Origin of the sequence: Proteus myxofaciens ATCC 19692, from assembly GCF_001654855.1 — a bacterium.
GTDB lineage: Bacteria > Pseudomonadota > Gammaproteobacteria > Enterobacterales > Enterobacteriaceae > Proteus > Proteus myxofaciens.
The window spans coordinates 1-17,795 of the sequence record NZ_LXEN01000074.1; the positions used below are offsets into that span (position 1 = coordinate 1).

Genomic DNA, 17,795 nt, shown 5'->3' on the forward strand with positions numbered 1-17,795 from the left:
TATTATCGATAGGTATTTGCTGATAAACCTGTTGTCTAAATAATTCTAATTTTTGCGAAACACCCGTTAATATCACACTACCATTTGAAGTTAATACTATTTTATTAAAGAAAACATCAATACTTTTTATTTGATTAAACAAAGTAACAATGTGCTGACACCATGTTAGTAATACTGATTTTTGTTGGTAAAACAGTTTCTCATATTGATTAAAGATTGTTAATAGCGTGCAATGAAATTCTTGTTGCTGATAAAATTTAATAAAAGGAAATAGCTTAGCGAGATGCTGACAATAAGTATGTAGATACTGAGCTAAAGAAACAAAATGTTTATCATTATAAGCTCCGCAAATAGCTAACTGACCAGCATTTAAACTCACATCGATAATTTTTTTATCATCTGTTTGCTTTAACCAGATATCGTTGCTAGCTAATTTTTCTAATGTCGCGTTCTTTAATAATGAATAAGGCTTTTTGTCTCTTCCTTATACTACATTCATGTAAATAATAATCACTCATGATAAATTATCATCATTATTTTTTTAAATAATAGCGATATACTGTTGCTTCTAAATTTTCAGCACTAGGTTTCCAATTTTTTATCAACCTTACCGTTCCTCCATCAGCCGTATATTCTTTATTTTCTTGTAATAAAATATCGATATTATTCAAAATATATAAATCAGTTTCATATTCATTTGAATTAGCTGACGTTACTTCATTACTTGTTACATAAACAGCACTACCTTCGGTTGTAGTACCTTTTACTTCTACACGTCTAAAGGTATTATCTTTATGACACTCTAGATCATAGGGGCAATTCGAAGAGGTATCTATGACATTGAATCCTTGTTTTTCATAATCTTCTCTTGCTCTTTTCATTGCATATAACTCTATTGCTTTTTTCTTCTTAACATCAATAACTCTTCCTTGATAACTTGATTTTTCTTTTTTTAAAATAGAGGATATTTTTTTACTTTCCTCAGAAGGAATATTAGAATTATCTATGTTTTCCCAAACATAAATAGCATTCAATGCTTTATTTGGACTCTTTTGATAATCAACGACATCATATAATACTTTTACTGGCTTACTACCTTCATGTTTTATATATAGTAATCGTCCAATATAAATAAAAGGTTGTGTTTTACCTTTTATTTTTTCATGTATTCTTACAAATAAAATAACATCCTCTCCAGAAAGAATTCTTTTCATATGAGGTTTTGTTACAGTGTTAGAGTTCTGAGATTCCCAATGTAATTTTTTGCCATTATCAAGAAAAATATCATTATATTGTTGGCTTTTTTCTTTACTTCTTTTATCTAAAGTGACAAACAGCACAATGCAATTTTTGAAGCTCGTGATTCCCGTGATTTCTTTATTAATTATCATTGGCGCTACATTTGCAGCTACCAGAGCATTCTGCTTAGTATAGGCTTGGCCTACTATCAAATTGGAGTAATCGAAAATCTCATTCCCTCTTTCCATCACACACCTTAATAAAATTAGATTATATATTCATTGAGTATAATACTAACGGATATTTATTAATTGTGGAGATAAAAAATTTATTTATATAACTATGGTGCATTTATTAATATTTATATAAAAAAACGGAGGTGGATATCAACCTCCGCTTTCCTTATATATAATCTTAATAACTCGCAGGTTGTGCTTTTTCAACTAAATCAATTAAATGACTTCTCATTGTGTGATAATGCTGTGCAACTTGGCTTTCAGCCCATTTTTGGTCATCAATTTTGGTTACTTTTGCTGCACAATATTTAGTCTCTGGCGTTTTTGATATGGGATCAAGATTATCTTGGGTCAATTCATTACATGCACCAATCCACCATTGATAAGTCATATAAATCGCTTGTTCATTGATAGTCTCATTGATATTGCAACGTGACATCACTTTACCTCGGCGAGACTCAACCCAAACAATTTCTTGGTCACGAATTCCCGCTTTTTTAGCAATAGTCGGATGCATTTGAACATAACCAGGCTCATCAGCAAGTGAGGCTAAAGCCTTACAATTCCCAGTCATTGAACGACAAGAGTAATGTCCCACTTCACGCACTGTAGATAAAATCATAGGATAATCGTTATCAGGTAATTCAGCAGGTGGTCGCCATTGTGTGGCAAATAATTTACCTTTACCTGATGGTGTATTAAATTGATTACCTGAATATAGATAGGGTGTGCCTTCGCTATCAATATCAGTACATGGCCATTGTATATGAGCGAGGCCTTCTAGTTTTTTATAGGTCGCACCAAAGAAAAGAGGACATAATCTTCTAACTTCATCCCAAATTTCTTCATTACTCGCATAAGACATTGGATAACCCATCTCCGTCGCAAGTAAACTGATAATTTCCCAATCTCGTTTAACATTACCTTTTGCGTCAATGGCTTTTTCAAAACGTTGAAATCCTCTATCAGCACAGGTAAATATTCCACCGTGTTCACCCCAACTAGTAGATGGTAAAATTACATCAGCCTGCTCTGCTGTTTTTGTCATAAAAATATCTTGTACAACGACAAAATCAAGAGCCTCAAAACCTTTTCTTACTAAGCTTAAATCGGCTTCCGTTTGTAGTGGGTCTTCACCCATGATGTAATACGCTTTGACTTTTCCTTCAATGGCGAGATGAGGAACTTCTGTAATACGATAACCGACTTCAGGATCAAGTTGCTCAAAAGGAATATTCCATTCGCTAGCAAATTTGCTACGAATACCTTCATCAGTGACTGATTGATATCCAGGGAACATATTAGGTAATACACCCATATCACAAGCACCTTGTACATTATTTTGACCACGTACTGGTGCAACGCCAACATGTGGCTTACCTAAATTTCCAGTTAATAATGCTAGACCAGATAACCCTTTCACCACATCAACAGCTTGACCAAATTGCGTTACCCCCATACCCCACATAATGGTCGCGGTTTTGGCATTTGCATAAGTGCGCATTGCTTTACGAATTTCAATGGCTGGGATACCAACAATCTCTTGCACATTTTCTGGACTGTAATTTTCTAATTGTTTTTTATATTCTTCAAAGCCTTCTGTATATTGATTAACATAATTTTTATCATAAAGTTCTTCATCAATCAGCGTATAAGCAAATGCATTAACCAACGCCATATTGGTGCCATTTTTTAAAGGTAAATATTGATCTGCTATTTTTGCTGTTTCAATTTTTCGAGGATCACAAACGACTATTTTTGCCCCCTTTTGCTTCGCCTTAATAACACGACGAGCAACAATAGGGTGAGAATCAGCACAGTTATAACCAAAAACAAATAAACAATCAGAATCTTCAATATCCGCAATAGAATTACTCATTGCGCCATTACCTAATGTCTCTTGTAAGCCTGCAACAGAAGGGCCATGACATACCCTAGCACAACAATCGACATTATTATTACCCAATACAGCACGTGCAAATTTTTGCATAACAAAATTAGTTTCATTCCCAGTACCACGAGAAGAACCTGTACACATAATGGCTTTAGCACCATATTGCGCTTTAATTTCTTGTAATTTTTGTGCCGTAAAACGAATAGCCTCATCCCAACTGACTATTTCAAAATCAGCCCCTTTTTGACGGCGGATCATTGGTTCATGAAGTCTGGCTGTTAATAATTTATTGTCATTAAGAAAATCCCAACCATAAAGTCCTTTTAAGCAAAGCTCACCTTGGTTAGTCACACCATTAGCTCCTTCTGCTTTGATGATTTTTCCATTTTCGACACAAAGATTAATTTTGCAGCCAGCGCCACAATAAGGACAGACGGAGTTGATTTTGTTCATTTGATATCCTTTCCCCTAACTAGGGAGTAAAAGAGTCATAAAGAACTTTTATATAAGCACAAACTATGCCAAATACTTTTAAAAGAATAATCAAAGAGATAGATAAAGAAAAAGAATTAAAATGACAATATCGACATTTTTGTCGATATCTATTTCACTCATAGCATTCTTATAACCTTATCCTTATTAGCACCAAAAAACTAATAAAATAAAAATAATGATATTGAGTTTTAAAAAAAATGATTTATTTAGCTCAATTTTATGATATAAAGACAAACAACGCATTTTTAAACTTAATTCTGTATTGCGGATGCTATCCATTTAAAATAAAGAGCAAAAAAATGAATGTGTATATCAATAATCGACAACTAAGCCTCAACCTACTATTACTTAGCTAGGTGGCTTCACATATTCATGTTTTGCTAAGCCACCAGACAGGTGGTTTTTTTATTATCTCCTGCTGGTGAAATTCGTTTTTAGGAGTGTTGTATGATGTCTTGGTTCACCAAAAGGATGATATGCTCTAACGCTTTATTCGTCATTAACTCCTCTACTACCTATAACACAAAACAGGAGGAGAAATGAGTCAACAATGGACTTCTCGATTTGGCCATATCTTAGCCGCTGCGGGCTCCGCTATCGGTATCGGTGCTATTTGGAAATTCTCTTATGTAGCAGCCAGTAATGGCGGTGGTGCATTTCTTATCGTTTTCTTATTATTCAGTTTTATTATTGGTCTTGCTGTATTACTTGCTGAAAATATTTTAGGTAGCAGCACCCATGCTGAAGCTGTTAATGCTTTTAAGAAAATGATGGGCCGTAATTGGGCAATTATTGGTGTGATTGGTGTATTCAGCTCGTGGTGTATCTATAGTTTTTATAGTGTTGTAGGCGGTTGGACAATTGGCTATACCGCAATGGCGGCAACAGGCCAATTAAATATCACAGAGAGTTCTGAATTATCAGGTATTTTCACTCGCTTTATTAGTCATCCATTATGGCCAATTTTAGCACATCTCATCTTTGCAGGATTAACGTGCTTTGTTGTATTAGCGGGTGTTCAACGTGGACTAGAAAAAGCAGTAAAAATCATGATGCCATTATTATTTATCATTATGATTTTGCTGATTATTGTTGGAATAAGTTTACCTGGTTCATCTGAAGGCTTAAAACTCTTTTTATATCCTGATTTTGATAAATTAACCCCTCAAGGTGTATTAGACGCATTAGGGTTAGCGTTCTTTTCTTTATCTATCGGTTTAGGTATTCATATCACCTATAGCGCTTATTTAGCTGATAATAAAGGTATTGCCAACTCAAGTATGTGGGTAGTTATTCTTTCTTGCTTAGTTTGCGTATTAGCAGGATTAATGATTTTTCCGGCATTATCAGCTGCTGGTTTAGAGCCAAATGCAGGGCCTGGTTTAACCTTTATGACGATGCCTATTTATTTTGCTCATTTACCAGGTGGCAATATATTAGCCGTCACCTTCTTTGTTTTGTTATTAATGGCAGCTTTGACCTCTGCGATTTCATTACTTGAGCATATTGTTGCTTATGTGCAAATGCGTTTTCAATGGAGCCGTCGTAAAGCAGGATTAATTGTTACCGCGTCTATTATGTTGATGGGAATTCCCGTTTCATTATCATTTGGACCTATGAGTAACGTGACATTAGGCGGTAAAACCGTATTTGATTTACTTGATTATCTGACCTCAAATATTTTAATGCCTTTGTTTGGTATCGCGATGTGCCTTATTTTTGGCTGGTCACGTAAAGCTATGGCCTTTATTCCAGACAATATTTCGGGCTTTAGACGCCACGCATTATTAGCAGTATGGCGTTATATTGGCCCTATCTGTATTGGTATTATCTTGGTTCATGGCTTAATCGGATAAGCTAACTAATTAAGTTATCCATTTCATTACGATATTAAGTCTACAAAACAACCCCTTTTATGGGGTTGTTTTGTAGAGATGATGCTATGGATAAAATGACAGCCATTCATAAATTTGATCAGTTTAGTAAAAAGAATAAAAATATTTTTCTAACTCGAGATTTGGAAATGATTTTTCCAAATGAGTCGCCTAAAACGCTACAAAAATCAGTAGCTAGATTAGTCTCTGCTAATATATTAAAACGCGCTTCTAAAGGTGTTTATGCATATACTAGAACATCATTAGGACCCTATCCTTTAGAAAGCCTTGCCATAAATATTCGTCGAGGTGAATATAATTATATTAGCCTCGAATCTGCTCTATCTCAGTACGGTATTATTTCTCAAATTCCAATAGATAGACTGACTATCATGTCTACAGGTCGTTCTGGTGAATTTGTGACTCCTTGGGGCGTCATTGAGATTACGCACACTAACAAAAAACCTACAGAAATTCTTAGTTCAACGTTAGAAGGTAGGGGTCCATTACGGATTGCAACAAAAGAAACTGCACTTAAAGATTTACTCAGAGTCGGTAGAAACACCCATTTAATTCAATGTGAGGAATTGAATGATGACTAATTGGGTTAATTTTAATAAATTGGTTGATGAAATTGTCATCGAAAACAATCTATCAGTAAACAGACCCGTGGTTGAAAAAGAGTTATTGCACTACGATATTCTATATGCTTTATCTAGTGCTGGTCTTTTAAAAACCATTACATTTCAAGGAGGAACATCGCTACGCTTATGTTATGGTTCAAACCGATTTAGTGAGGATCTAGACTTTGCTGGTGGCCGAGATTTTTCTGCTACAGATATGCATGAAATAAAGGATTGTATTGAAAAATACATTGGCAATAGATATGGACTTGAGGTAACAGTTAAAGAATCGAAGGAATTACGAAAAGAATCTAAATATGCAGATATTAAAGTAGATAAATGGCAAATTTCGGTTACAACAAGCCCTGAAAAAAAAGATCTGCCAAGGCAACGTATTAAAATAGAAATAGCCAATATTCCAGCCTACACTCAAATACCGCAAATACTTATTAAAAATTATCCACAACTTCCTGATGGTTATTCTGATCTCATTATTCAAGTCGAAGATCTCAATGAAATCATGGCTGATAAAATAATCTCTTTTCCGGCGATGACAAACTATATTCGATATCGAGATATGTGGGATTTGGTCTGGCTTAATCAGCAAAGCAAAAAAGTGTATTTTTAGCGTATAACGTTAATTCATTCGTATTAAAAGCGGTCATACTAATAATATTGGCATTTTTTAATTGTACTAATTTAGCCGTTTCAATAATTTTTTTGTGCCGCCTGATAACGAAATAAAGATAACTGTATCATCCTCATTTACCAGTCTTGTAAATGAATCAGATAAATTATAATCATTAATAAAAAAACAATGTAATCCTAAGGAAAATAATAAAGATTAATTAAAAAGCATGTTTGTAAAAAGTATAATTTGCTAATATAAAAAAGAAATTTTTACTTAATAAGTACAGACCCGCTTATCTTATATCACTATTTTATGATGATAAACGGGTAAAAAATTCAATAGAACAAGAATAACAAAGAGCAACAGAAAAAAGTATTATTAGCTTTTAAGTTGTTTTACTGTCGCATCAACGTCAACTTCATCATCGGTAAAGGTTAATACCGTTCCTTGAAAGGTGGTGATCGCTAATTTTTTCAGTAAACGCATTTCCTTTTCTTCATTTTCTGCTTTAGGACGAATATTACTCATTAACACACCAACCGATAACACCGTGTTTTCTTTATCAATATGCGTAGTGACAGGGACTTCTTCGCTATAAACATGAAATCCCTTAATAGAGGTTAATTTGATGCGCTCACCCGCAATATAAACATATTTACTATCAGGTATAACTTTAACAGAAAAGGCAGATAGCCCTTTTGTATTGGTATTCGGCTCAAACGTCACCATCGCATCTTTTTTAATTAAGTCAGGATTAGCGACCTTAATCACATGAAAATAACGATTATCCCCATTTTCATCTTTGATAAATCCAAAACCTTTATCTTCAAACCACTTTGTGATTGTACCTTTCATCGCCTTTCGCCTACTTAATTATCTTATGACTGAATATGTTTGTTTCACTCGCAGTATAAATCACAAAGCCTATGCAGACTATGCCTTTAATATATCACGAGGTAAAACCATGGTAAGGTAATAACGCCTCATAACATAGAATTCGTTATTATCTTTATTGATTTTTTATCTGGATAACCTGATGTCTAAGATTGTTGATACTTTTATTGCGCCACCTTGCCACCAAGAAATCGAAATTCTCTATCAAGATGAACATCTTATACTTATTAATAAACCAAGTGGCTTATTAAGCCTTTCAGGAAAAAATCCACAAAATATTGATTCTGTTCATTATCGTTTAGCTAAACAATTTACAGAATGTACGCTTGTGCATCGCTTAGATTTTGGTACGTCAGGTTTAATGCTGATTGCGCGTTATAAAGCCATAAATGTAGCGCTTTGCCAGCAATTTAGCCAACGCAGTGTCAAAAAAGTTTATAGTGCATTGCTTTGTGGTCACTTAAAACAAGATGAAGGCATCATTGATGCCCCTATTGCTAAAGATCCTACATTATTTCCACGAATGCTTATTAGCTCAGAGGGAAAATCAGCACGTTCTCATTACCAAGTCATCGAACGTTTTTATAAAAAACTCGAAAATGGTAATAAACTACCATTAACACGCGTCACACTCAGCCCTGAAACAGGACGTACTCACCAATTACGTATTCATTGCCAATATTTAGGGCATCCTATTTTAGGTTGTGACCTTTATGGTGGGCTTTTAGATTATGTGCAAACAACACGATTAATGCTACACGCTAGTGAGCTACAATTTACTCATCCCATCAGCCAAGAGAAAATAACAGCTCATAATAAAAGCCCATTTTAATACCAATATTTTATCAGCTAATCGCTATTTACCACATTAAATCATCAGGTATTTTAAAATCAGCATAAGGATCATCTTCGTCTTGTTCTTCCTGACTTAGCGCATTATTGAGTACGATGCTATTTTCATCTCTTTGTGCAATCTTATCAGCAACACTTGCAGGAATAATTGCGTATTGGCAGATTTCATTCTCTTCTATTAATAAACGAGCAATCGCTAAACGCCCACTAATTAATTGTTTTTGTGTCGTTTTATCAACATCTAGTTTTTTAATAACATTGTTATCTGTAAAATTAAAGGTAATATCCCCTGCCGAAATATCAATCTTATTCATTTCAATAAGTTGTTTAACTTGGGCTTTATACTCTTTTGCTAAAGTGGCTTGTTTTTGTTGCTCACTTAGCTGTTTATCTCGCTCGAGTTGTGCTTTTTTATTCTCTTCTACCGCTTCTCGCGCTTCACGTGCTTGAACACGAGATTTCTTCGCCGTTCTTTGTACTTTAGCCATTTTTTTACTGGTAACTAATCCAGCTTTTAGCATCTGTTCTTGTAAAGTAAGTTTTGCCATTTTCTCGTTTAGTCCAATTAAAGAATTTTGAGAGATTATACCGTTAATTAGTAAACCTGCACTACGTTGTCTAAGATACCCTCTAAAACTCTTTCTATGTTGTTAAGTAAAAATACTGTATAAAACTCAAACCTATTGATTAATCATCTTTAAAAAAATAAAACATACTATAGAAAAGCATGAATAATTACTTACCACACATTAAGAATGTTATGATATTCAATCCAGCATATTAACTCGCATAACAGACAACCATATAGCATGAGCTGAAACTTATTACGCGATATAAACGTTTAATTTTAATAAGTTGGCTAATTAAGATGAATAATGATGAATGATAAAGATAAGAAAAAATTAACGATTAATGATATTGCGAAACTATGCGGTGTGGGTAAATCAACGGTATCACGCGTCCTTAATCAAGATCCGATGGTTAATGAAGAAACTCGCCAGAAAGTGAATCAAATCATTGAAAAATATCAATTTATACCATCAAAATCAGCACGTGCAATGCGTGGATATTCTAATCGCTCATTTGGTATTATTATGACACGCTTAGATTCCTATGCTGAAAATCAAGCTGTTAGCTCAATGCTCCCTATTTTTTATAAAAATAATATTGATCCTATTATATTAGAAAGTCAATTTAGCCCAGATAAAGTCGAAGAGCATTTAAAAATGCTTGCTCATAAAAAAGTTGATGGTGTTATATTTTTTGCTTTTTCAGGTATCGATATTAATAATCTTATTGATTGGAAACAAAAGATGGTCGTTATTGCAAGACCATTAGAAGGATTTGTTTCAATTTGCCATGATGATGAGCGTGCTGTTAAAAAATTAATGCACTACTTTCATCAAGAAAAAAAATATAAAAAAATCAGTTATATTGGTATTCAAGTTAGCGATGAAACAACAGGTTTGCGGCGCTATCAATCTTATCTTGAATATTGCCAGCAACATAAGTTAATAACTCAATCTCAATTGGGGCATCTAAATTATCAAAGTGGTTATTTACTTGCAAAACAAGCAATATTAACTGAGCCCCAAGCTATTTTATGTGCAACAGACTCTCTTGCTTTTGGAGTACAAAAATATTTAGCAGAACAAAATATTCATAATATTGAAGTCGCCTGTATTGGACGTAATGATCTTCTTTCTTTTTTATTCCCTCATACACACATTTATCGTTTAGGCTTTAGAGAAAGTGGAAAAGAAGCAGCTAATATACTGATAAATATGTCTAAAGCACCAGTTTCACCTCAAAAAATTATTATTTCAAGCGATAATCTAAATTAATCACTTTATAAAATAATTCCTATAAACTGTGATCATTGTCTTATGCTGGGAACGTTCCCATTGGTGCATCATCAAGATAGCTATATATTAAAAAATAATAAAATCATGATGAGAAAATATACATGTCTAGAGCCAAAGATCCTACAGCCATTGATGAGCTCATAGCACTGATTGGCGGTCGAAATAATATCGTTAGCGTTTCTCACTGTTTAACACGCTTACGCTTTGTCCTTAATGATACAAATATTGCTGATAAAGATAAAATTAAAGAAATTCCTTTCGTTAAAGGCTGTTTTAATAATGCCGGGCAATTTCAAGTAATTATTGGTATGGATGTCGGTGATTACTATAAAGTATTAATGGAGAAATTAGATTTACAGCCAAAAACAAAAGACGAAATAAAAAATGATGCTAAACAGAATATGGGTTTTTGGCAAAAACTTATTTCTAACTTAGCTGAAATATTTGTTCCCTTATTACCAATTTTAATTTGTGGTGGTTTACTTTTAGGATTGCGTAATGTTATTGGTGAAATGCCAATTTCAGATAATTTGCCATTAACACATTTTTATCCTTGGTTAACACCTATTTATGATTTTCTCTGGTTACCTTGTGAAGCCATATTTCATTTTTTACCTGTCAGTATTTGCTGGTCTAGTGCAAAAAAAATGGGAGGCACTCCCTCTCTTGGTATTGTTTTAGGGATAACATTAGTCTCTCCGCAATTAATGAATGCTTATAATTTAGGAACTCAAATTCCTGAGGTCTGGGACTTTGGATTATTTACTATTGCTAAAGTTGGCTATCAAGCTCAAGTTATTCCGTCTATTTTAGCCGGTCTTTTCCTTGGTTGGTTTGAAACAAAGTTACGTCGCTTTATTCCTGATTATTTAAAATTAGTTATTGTACCGATTGTTACCTTACTTATTTCCGTCTTTGTTGCACACGTTATTTTGGGTCCTTTAGGGCGAGGTATTGGTGATGGTATTGCAACAATTATCAAGTTTTTAATGTTGGGTGATTTTGCCCCCATCGGTTCTGCTATCTTTGGCCTATTATATTCACCAATGGTAATAACAGGCTTACATCACACAACCTTAGCCATCGATTTACAAATGACACAAAGCTATGGCGGCACACCAATATGGCCGATTATCGCTTTATCAAATATCGCCCAAGCTTCTGCTGTCGTAGGTATTATTATTGTTAGTAAAAAGAAAAATGAACATGAAATAACAATTCCTGCCGCTATTTCTGCTTATTTAGGTGTTACTGAACCCGCAATGTATGGCGTTAATTTAAAATACGGTTTCCCAATGTTGTGCGCAATGATTGGTTCTGCACTAGCAGGTTTAATTTGTGGATTAAATCAAGTGTTATCAAACGGGATTGGTGTCGGCGGATTACCAGGTATTTTATCTATTCAACCAGCTTACTGGCTAGTTTATTTATTAGCTATGGTCGTCGCTATTGTAGTGCCTATTGGCTTAACCATTATTGCTTATCGTTACAAAGAAAAAGCAGGCACGTTACAAGCTAACTAATATATCGTCCAATTAAAGGTTTATTATGAATTATTTAATGATTGTTTTTTCAGATGATAACGTGTCAATAGAAAGAAATGCAGAAAAATACACGTATCAATTTAATCGTACTAATAGTATATATCAAGAATGGCTAAATCTTGCGAAAGAAATAAAAAGCCAATCAAAAAATATTGAAGGTGGTGTTTTACATATATTATCACCTAAATATTATGAAGATACGGGTATCATTATTACATCAGATGATAAACCCATTAATTTACCGATTTTTTTTACAGAGATTTTTAATAAACCTTTTATTAGTCATTGTGCTAAAGAAATCGATATTATTGAATTAGAAAAAAAACTGAACAAAGGACAACATGAACTTACTTGGTCTATTGAATATGCTGGATTAACCGTAGGTAAAGATGAATATTGTCAGGAATCACTTTTAACCGTTGCTAATGGTTATATTGGCCTTCGTGGTACATTACCAGAAATGACAATTAGCGATGATTACTACCCAGCAACCTATATTGCAGGTCTTTATAATCAAGTAGCATCTGAAATAGAATCTCATCAAGTTATTAACGAAGATTTTGTTAATGCACCAAATGGACAATTTATTTCTCTTAAAATTGGTGAAGGTGAATATCTAAATCCTAATACATTAATTACGCATCATCTCACTCGTCATTTAGATTTAAAAACAGGTGTTATGTCTTCTCATTGGATTGTCGAAACATCAGAAGGCAAAAAAATAAAAATAACAACAGAGAAGTTTGCCAATATGGCAAATATGTCTCACTACTGTATTTTATACCAATTTACTCCATTAAATTTTTCAGAAGAAATAACCGTAACCACTCGATTAGAAGGGAATACCTATAATTATGGTGTTGCTCGTTATCGTAGCCTGAATCCGAATCACTATCATGTTATTACATCGGGTGGAGATAAACAAAAAGCCTATATATTGGCGCAAACAGATCAATCTCAAATTGGCATTGGTTTAGCCTCAACAATTAGCGGTAACTTCTTTTCAGATAAGGATGTTGTTTGCAATATATCCGATACCGTTGTTGAGCAAACGATCACCATTAATGCTAAAAAAAATACAACTTATCGTTTAGAAAAATGCGTTATTGTTTCCTCTTCTACTGCTTATCCAACGACATGGCAGGAAGTCATGCATTGGCCATCAGTCTCATTGCAAACACAATTAGTACAGACAAAAAATGCTTGGCAACAATTATGGGAAAATGCTGATATTGTTGTTTCTGGCGACTTAATGACACAAAAGTTATTACGCTTACACACTTATCATCTACTTGCCTCAGCTTCGCCTTTTAGTAATCAACAACAGAAATTAGATGTTTCAGTCACGGCAAGAGGACTTCATGGTGAAGCATATCGCGGACACATTTTCTGGGATGAAATTTTTATTTTACCTTTTTATATCATGCATTTCCCTGAAACTGCACGCCAACTTCTACTCTACCGTTATCATCGATTAAATGAAGCTCGTATTGCGGCTAAAAAGGAAGGTTTTCAAGGTGCTATGTTCCCTTGGCAGTCCGGTCATGATGGTACAGAACAAACTCAAGTACTGCATTTAAATCCATTAACAGGGCAGTGGGATCCTGATTATAGTTGTCGTCAACGTCATGTATCATTAGCGATTGCTTATAACGTATGGCTGTATTGGCGTAATACACTTGATACTCAATTTATGCAAGATTATGGACTTGAGCTTTTATATGAAATTACTCTATTTTGGCTAAGCTTATGTGAATGGGATGAGCAAGATAAACGTTTTCATATTAGTGGAGTTATGGGTCCTGATGAATTTCATGAAAAATATGCAAATTCAGAAGACGGTGGGTTAAAAGATAATGCCTATACTAATTTAATGGTGACTTGGTTATTTAATGAAATGCAGTGCCTTTCTAAAAATAATCAATTTACAGAAAAATTAACAGCATTAGGCTACAAACCTCCCTTATTTTCTCAAATAGAAAATATTAAACATCATCTCGCAATTAATCTTAATCAAGATGATATTATCGAGCAATTCTCTGGTTATTTTGAATTAAACGATCTTGACTGGGAATATTATCGTGAAAAATACGGCAATATTTATCGCATGGATAGGATTTTACGTAAAGAAGATAAATCCGCAGATGATTACAAAGTCGCTAAACAAGCCGATACATTAATGTTATTTAATAACTTGGATAAAGATTCCATCAAATCATTAATTACTTCTTTAGGCTATCCTTTATCAGAAAATTTTGCCGAAAATAATTTACACTATTATTTAGACAGGACCTCTCATGGTTCAACATTATCTCGTATTGTTCATGCCTATTTAGCAGAACAAATACAATTACATGATTTGTCATGGCAGCTTTATCAAGACGCACTCTATTCAGATTATAATGATATTCAAGGTGGCACCACAGCAGAAGGTATTCATACTGGTGTGATGGCAGCAACATTAAATACAACGATTATGGCTTATGCCGGTGTCGATATTCGTAAAGATATTCTTAATATCTCTCCTTCGCTACCTAAACAATGGCAAGGATTATCCTTTAAATTATTGCACCAATCTGTTTTATACCAGATAACAATCACCCATACCCATATTACAGTGCTTAGCAATCAAGACTGCACTATCTCAATTAATAATCAGCAACATACTCTTAATGCTAACAATGTATTTTCACTCAATGTGAATGGAGAAAACAAAAATGGCTAAAGGACTTCTTTTTGATCTTGATGGCGTGATTGTTGATACCGCGGGCTATCACTATATTGCTTGGAAAAAATTAGCAAATGAAATTGGTATTCAATTCGATGAAGAATTTAACCAATCATTAAAAGGGATCAGTCGTATAGAATCATTAGAACGAATTTTAGTTCATGGTAATAAACAAGATTCATTCACTCATGAAGATAAACAAAAATTAGCTGAAACAAAAAATAGCTATTACTTAGAATTATTAAATAATATTACTCCGAATGATATTTTGCCAGGCGTATTACATATCATTGAATGTGCAAAAAAAGAAAATATCCCTTGTGCCATTGCTTCTGCGTCACAAAATGCACCCGCAATAGTAAAAAAATTAGGTATAGCAGATTATTTTAAGGCTATTGTTGACCCTAAGACCTTAAAAAAAGGTAAACCTGATCCTGAGATATTTTTAAAAGCAGCAGAACTTATCCATGTACCACCACATATGTGCATTGGTTTTGAAGATGCAATAGCGGGAATACAATCGCTTAAAAAAGCAGGAATATATGCTATCGGAGTTATTGCAGAGGGTCCATTACCTGAAGCTGATTTACAAGTTCATTCATTAACTGAAATAGATATGAATATAATACTTAAATAATAAAAATAGGGGATAGAATATATTTCTATCCCCTAGAATAAACAATTAAATAAAATAGCTAATAATAAATATTAATTTACAAATCATGGTATATAAAATAATCAACTATAATATATAATTAATATTGCTATTATTATATTGCTTTTATTTATTCTATCTCACTCTTCTTCTTTGCATAAACTTTCATGCGTATTATTTCATTCTATAACTTAATCGAATAAAAATAATCTTCTAACCTTTGTTTTACTCTTAAATGGAGTAATGAAGTGAGTGAGCATTATTTATTCAACAAATCATTAACTATGTTATTTTTATATAAAAAATACCTTTGTCCATATATTTCCCATAGTTTCAGAATAAGAAAAATATGACTTAATGTAAATTTTTCTTGATTTTTGTATCTTCAATTGACTAAATTATACACCGCAGAATTACAGTAACACGGCTAATAAATTAATGTTAATTAATATTATTAGAGTTTTTACTCTATATCACTGGGACGTGTTATTTAAAAATAGAATGGTATAGGTATAAGTTAGGGATAACGGGAAATTAATAACAAAATGAATATAAAGTATTATTTAAAATGAGTGACATTACTCCCTATTTATTTTATTTCGGTATCATTAACTGCAACTGCGGCGCCCTCTTCAACACCTTCACCATCAACACAAGCTGCCTCAATTGATGCCCGCGAACAACAGCGCCAAATAGAGCGTGAACGCGTACTACAGCAACAGAATACACCTATCGTTGATACCCGTATTGAGCAACCAGACCTATCGCTACCCGATTATCCACAACATGAAAAACCGTGCTTTACTATCACAACTATTCGACTTGATGGTGAGTCTGCCAGCGATTTTCAATGGGCACTCAATGCAGTGAATGATGCTAAAGGACTATGTTTGGGAAGCCAGGGGATCTTATTGGCTCTCAATAAAGTGCAAAATGCCATTTTAGAAAAAGGCTATGTAACCACCCGAGTGATGGCACAAGAGCAAGATTTGAATCAAGGCGAGCTTGTGCTTACTTTACAACCTGGACGCATTAACGCTATTCGCTTTGAGGAAGGTGTTTCATGGCGTGGTCGTTTATGGAATGCTATCCCTACTTCTTCGGGTAAGATACTGAATCTTCGAGACATTGAGCAAGGGTTAGAAAACTTTAAACGCGTACCTAATGTCACAGCCGATATACGCATTGAGCCAGGCCCAGTTGATGGTACCAGTGATTTAGTCGTCAGTTGGCAAGAAAAACGCCCTATTCGATTAAGCTTAGGTCTTGATGACAGTGGTTCAAAAAGTACTGGCCGTTATTTAGGCTCTGCAACGCTGGCTATTGATGCCCCTTTTGCGCAAAACGATCTGTTTTATGCCAACATGAGCAAAGATCTATTTGATAAAGGCCCTTTTGGTAATCGCTCTTACACATTGAATTATTTTATTCCTATCGGAAACTGGGGTTTTACCGCCAATTACAATAAATACAATTATCATCAAAATATTCCTAATGCGAATGAAATCCTGCGTTATAGCGGTAAGAGTGATACTGCACAGTTAACGGTGTCACGACTTCTCTTTCGTAATCAAATACATAAAACTACCCTCAATTTACGTACCTACCGAAAAACAGCCAGTAACACGGTCAATGATATTGATATTGAGCAACAACGCCGTCGTACTGCGGGATGGGAAATCGGTGTTAATCAACGCAGTTTCTTAGGCAATGCCACGCTAGATGCCAATATCAATTGGCGAAGAGGAACAGGGGCTTATGGTGCATTACGCGCGCCTGAAGAAGCAACTCATAGTGGTAGTGCTCGCGTTGGTATTTGGCTCGGTGATGTGAGTTTTAATCAACCTTTCACATTGGGTGAACAGCCTTGGCGTTGGAATAGCGTCTTACGCGGTCAATGGTCTCAACATGCCTTAACACCTCAAGAGCGCATGTCTATCGGAGGTCGTTATACCGTTCGCGGTTTTGACGGTGAGCAAGTGCTTTCAGGAGAAAAAGGCCTGTTATGGCGCAATGAACTGGCATGGAATGCCTTCTCTAAAGGGCAAGAGCTCTATTTAGCTGCTGACTATGGGCGTGTTGAAGGCCAAAGTACTAAATACCTTGTTGGACATCAACTTGCTGGCACGGCTCTTGGTTTAAGAGGCGCCATTTTATCGCGTTTCAGTTACGACCTGTTTGTCGGTGTCCCGCTGTATAAACCGAAAAAATTCGACACATCAGGAGTCAGCGCTGGGTTTAGCGTCAATCTCGAAATTTAATGCA

At 34.4% G+C, this 17,795-nt stretch carries 12 protein-coding genes and 3 pseudogenes; 9 read left to right on the forward strand and 6 right to left on the reverse strand.

Translation table 11 applies throughout. The features are described 5' to 3' along the window. The 3 genes and pseudogenes from M983_RS07910 to fdhF all read right to left on the reverse strand — a co-directional run. Positions 1–379, reverse strand: a pseudogene (locus M983_RS07910) (hypothetical protein); the annotation flags it as partial. 154 nt (positions 380–533) lie between these two features. After that, a complete protein-coding gene (locus M983_RS07915; protein ID WP_066749541.1) occupies positions 534–1,487 on the reverse strand; it encodes a group I intron-associated PD-(D/E)XK endonuclease in 954 nt (317 codons plus the stop codon). 166 nt (positions 1,488–1,653) lie between these two features. Then, a complete protein-coding gene (fdhF, locus tag M983_RS07920; protein ID WP_066749542.1) occupies positions 1,654–3,822 on the reverse strand; it encodes a formate dehydrogenase subunit alpha in 2,169 nt (722 codons plus the stop codon). Between the two features lie 581 nt (positions 3,823–4,403). Here fdhF and M983_RS07925 point away from each other — a divergent pair. From M983_RS07925 to M983_RS07935, 3 genes and pseudogenes are all read left to right on the forward strand, one after another. Beyond that, the gene (locus M983_RS07925) at positions 4,404–5,720 is read left to right on the forward strand and encodes a sodium-dependent transporter (protein ID WP_066749543.1); all 1,317 of its coding nucleotides are present in this window, start codon (positions 4,404–4,406) and stop codon (positions 5,718–5,720) included. Between the two features lie 86 nt (positions 5,721–5,806). Beyond that, positions 5,807–6,340, forward strand: coding sequence for a type IV toxin-antitoxin system AbiEi family antitoxin (gene abiEi / locus M983_RS07930; RefSeq protein WP_066749544.1), 534 nt, complete (start codon positions 5,807–5,809; stop codon positions 6,338–6,340). After that, positions 6,333–6,971: pseudogene (locus M983_RS07935) on the forward strand (nucleotidyl transferase AbiEii/AbiGii toxin family protein); the annotation flags it as partial. The gene abiEi and the pseudogene M983_RS07935, both read left to right, overlap by 8 nt. Here M983_RS07935 and M983_RS18035 read toward each other — a convergent pair. Together M983_RS18035 and M983_RS07940 are read right to left on the reverse strand one after the other, a co-directional pair. Then, a pseudogene (locus M983_RS18035) lies at positions 6,961–7,202 on the reverse strand (SIS domain-containing protein); the annotation flags it as partial. The pseudogenes M983_RS07935 and M983_RS18035 overlap by 11 nt on opposite strands. Before the next feature lie 168 nt (positions 7,203–7,370). Further along, complete coding sequence (locus M983_RS07940) at positions 7,371–7,847, reverse strand: cold-shock protein (RefSeq protein ID WP_066749545.1); 477 nt, start codon at positions 7,845–7,847, stop codon at positions 7,371–7,373. Positions 7,848–8,028: 181 nt separating this feature from the next. Here M983_RS07940 and M983_RS07945 point away from each other — a divergent pair, with 181 nt between their 5' ends. Beyond that, on the forward strand, positions 8,029–8,718 hold the full coding sequence (locus M983_RS07945; RefSeq protein WP_066749546.1) for an RluA family pseudouridine synthase: 690 nt from the start codon (positions 8,029–8,031) through the stop codon (positions 8,716–8,718). Positions 8,719–8,746: 28 nt separating this feature from the next. Here the strand turns inward: M983_RS07945 and M983_RS07950 are convergent, their stop codons facing one another. Beyond that, entirely contained in the window at positions 8,747–9,286 is a 540-nt protein-coding gene (locus M983_RS07950; protein WP_066749547.1) for a DUF2058 domain-containing protein, read from the reverse strand. A gap of 330 nt (positions 9,287–9,616) precedes the next feature. Here M983_RS07950 and treR point away from each other — a divergent pair, with 330 nt between their 5' ends. The 5 genes from treR to M983_RS07975 all read left to right on the forward strand — a co-directional run bounded on the left by treR (position 9,617) and on the right by M983_RS07975 (position 17,791). Further along, positions 9,617–10,582, forward strand: a complete 966-nt coding sequence (gene treR / locus M983_RS07955; RefSeq protein WP_066749563.1) for a trehalose operon repressor TreR — start codon at positions 9,617–9,619, stop codon at positions 10,580–10,582. A 122-nt stretch (positions 10,583–10,704) separates the two neighbouring features. Continuing rightward, the gene (gene treB / locus M983_RS07960) at positions 10,705–12,126 is read left to right on the forward strand and encodes a PTS trehalose transporter subunit IIBC (RefSeq protein ID WP_066749548.1); all 1,422 of its coding nucleotides are present in this window, start codon (positions 10,705–10,707) and stop codon (positions 12,124–12,126) included. 25 nt (positions 12,127–12,151) lie between these two features. Beyond that, positions 12,152–14,872, forward strand: a complete 2,721-nt coding sequence (locus tag M983_RS07965) for a glycoside hydrolase family 65 protein (protein WP_066749549.1) — start codon at positions 12,152–12,154, stop codon at positions 14,870–14,872. After that, entirely contained in the window at positions 14,865–15,512 is a 648-nt protein-coding gene (gene pgmB / locus M983_RS07970) for a beta-phosphoglucomutase (RefSeq protein WP_066749550.1), read from the forward strand. Before M983_RS07965 ends, pgmB begins: the two co-directional genes overlap by 8 nt. A 590-nt stretch (positions 15,513–16,102) precedes the next feature. Beyond that, positions 16,103–17,791 (forward strand): ShlB/FhaC/HecB family hemolysin secretion/activation protein, encoded by a 1,689-nt coding sequence (locus M983_RS07975; protein WP_083954575.1) that lies wholly within the window; start codon positions 16,103–16,105, stop codon positions 17,789–17,791. Positions 17,792–17,795 lie beyond the last annotated feature (4 nt).

Bases quoted from the DNA above. Each gene is read 5' to 3' on its own strand.
- M983_RS07915 (WP_066749541.1), bottom strand. From the start codon at position 1,487: ATGGAAAGAGGGAATGAGATTTTCGATTACTCCAATTTGATAGTAGGC.
- fdhF (WP_066749542.1), bottom strand. From the start codon at position 3,822: ATGAACAAAATCAACTCCGTCTGTCCTTATTGTGGCGCTGGCTGCAAA.
- M983_RS07925 (WP_066749543.1), top strand. From the start codon at position 4,404: ATGAGTCAACAATGGACTTCTCGATTTGGCCATATCTTAGCCGCTGCG.
- abiEi (WP_066749544.1), top strand. From the start codon at position 5,807: ATGGATAAAATGACAGCCATTCATAAATTTGATCAGTTTAGTAAAAAG.
- M983_RS07940 (WP_066749545.1), bottom strand. From the start codon at position 7,847: ATGAAAGGTACAATCACAAAGTGGTTTGAAGATAAAGGTTTTGGATTT.
- M983_RS07945 (WP_066749546.1), top strand. From the start codon at position 8,029: ATGTCTAAGATTGTTGATACTTTTATTGCGCCACCTTGCCACCAAGAA.
- M983_RS07950 (WP_066749547.1), bottom strand. From the start codon at position 9,286: ATGGCAAAACTTACTTTACAAGAACAGATGCTAAAAGCTGGATTAGTT.
- treR (WP_066749563.1), top strand. From the start codon at position 9,617: ATGAATGATAAAGATAAGAAAAAATTAACGATTAATGATATTGCGAAA.
- treB (WP_066749548.1), top strand. From the start codon at position 10,705: ATGTCTAGAGCCAAAGATCCTACAGCCATTGATGAGCTCATAGCACTG.
- M983_RS07965 (WP_066749549.1), top strand. From the start codon at position 12,152: ATGAATTATTTAATGATTGTTTTTTCAGATGATAACGTGTCAATAGAA.
- pgmB (WP_066749550.1), top strand. From the start codon at position 14,865: ATGGCTAAAGGACTTCTTTTTGATCTTGATGGCGTGATTGTTGATACC.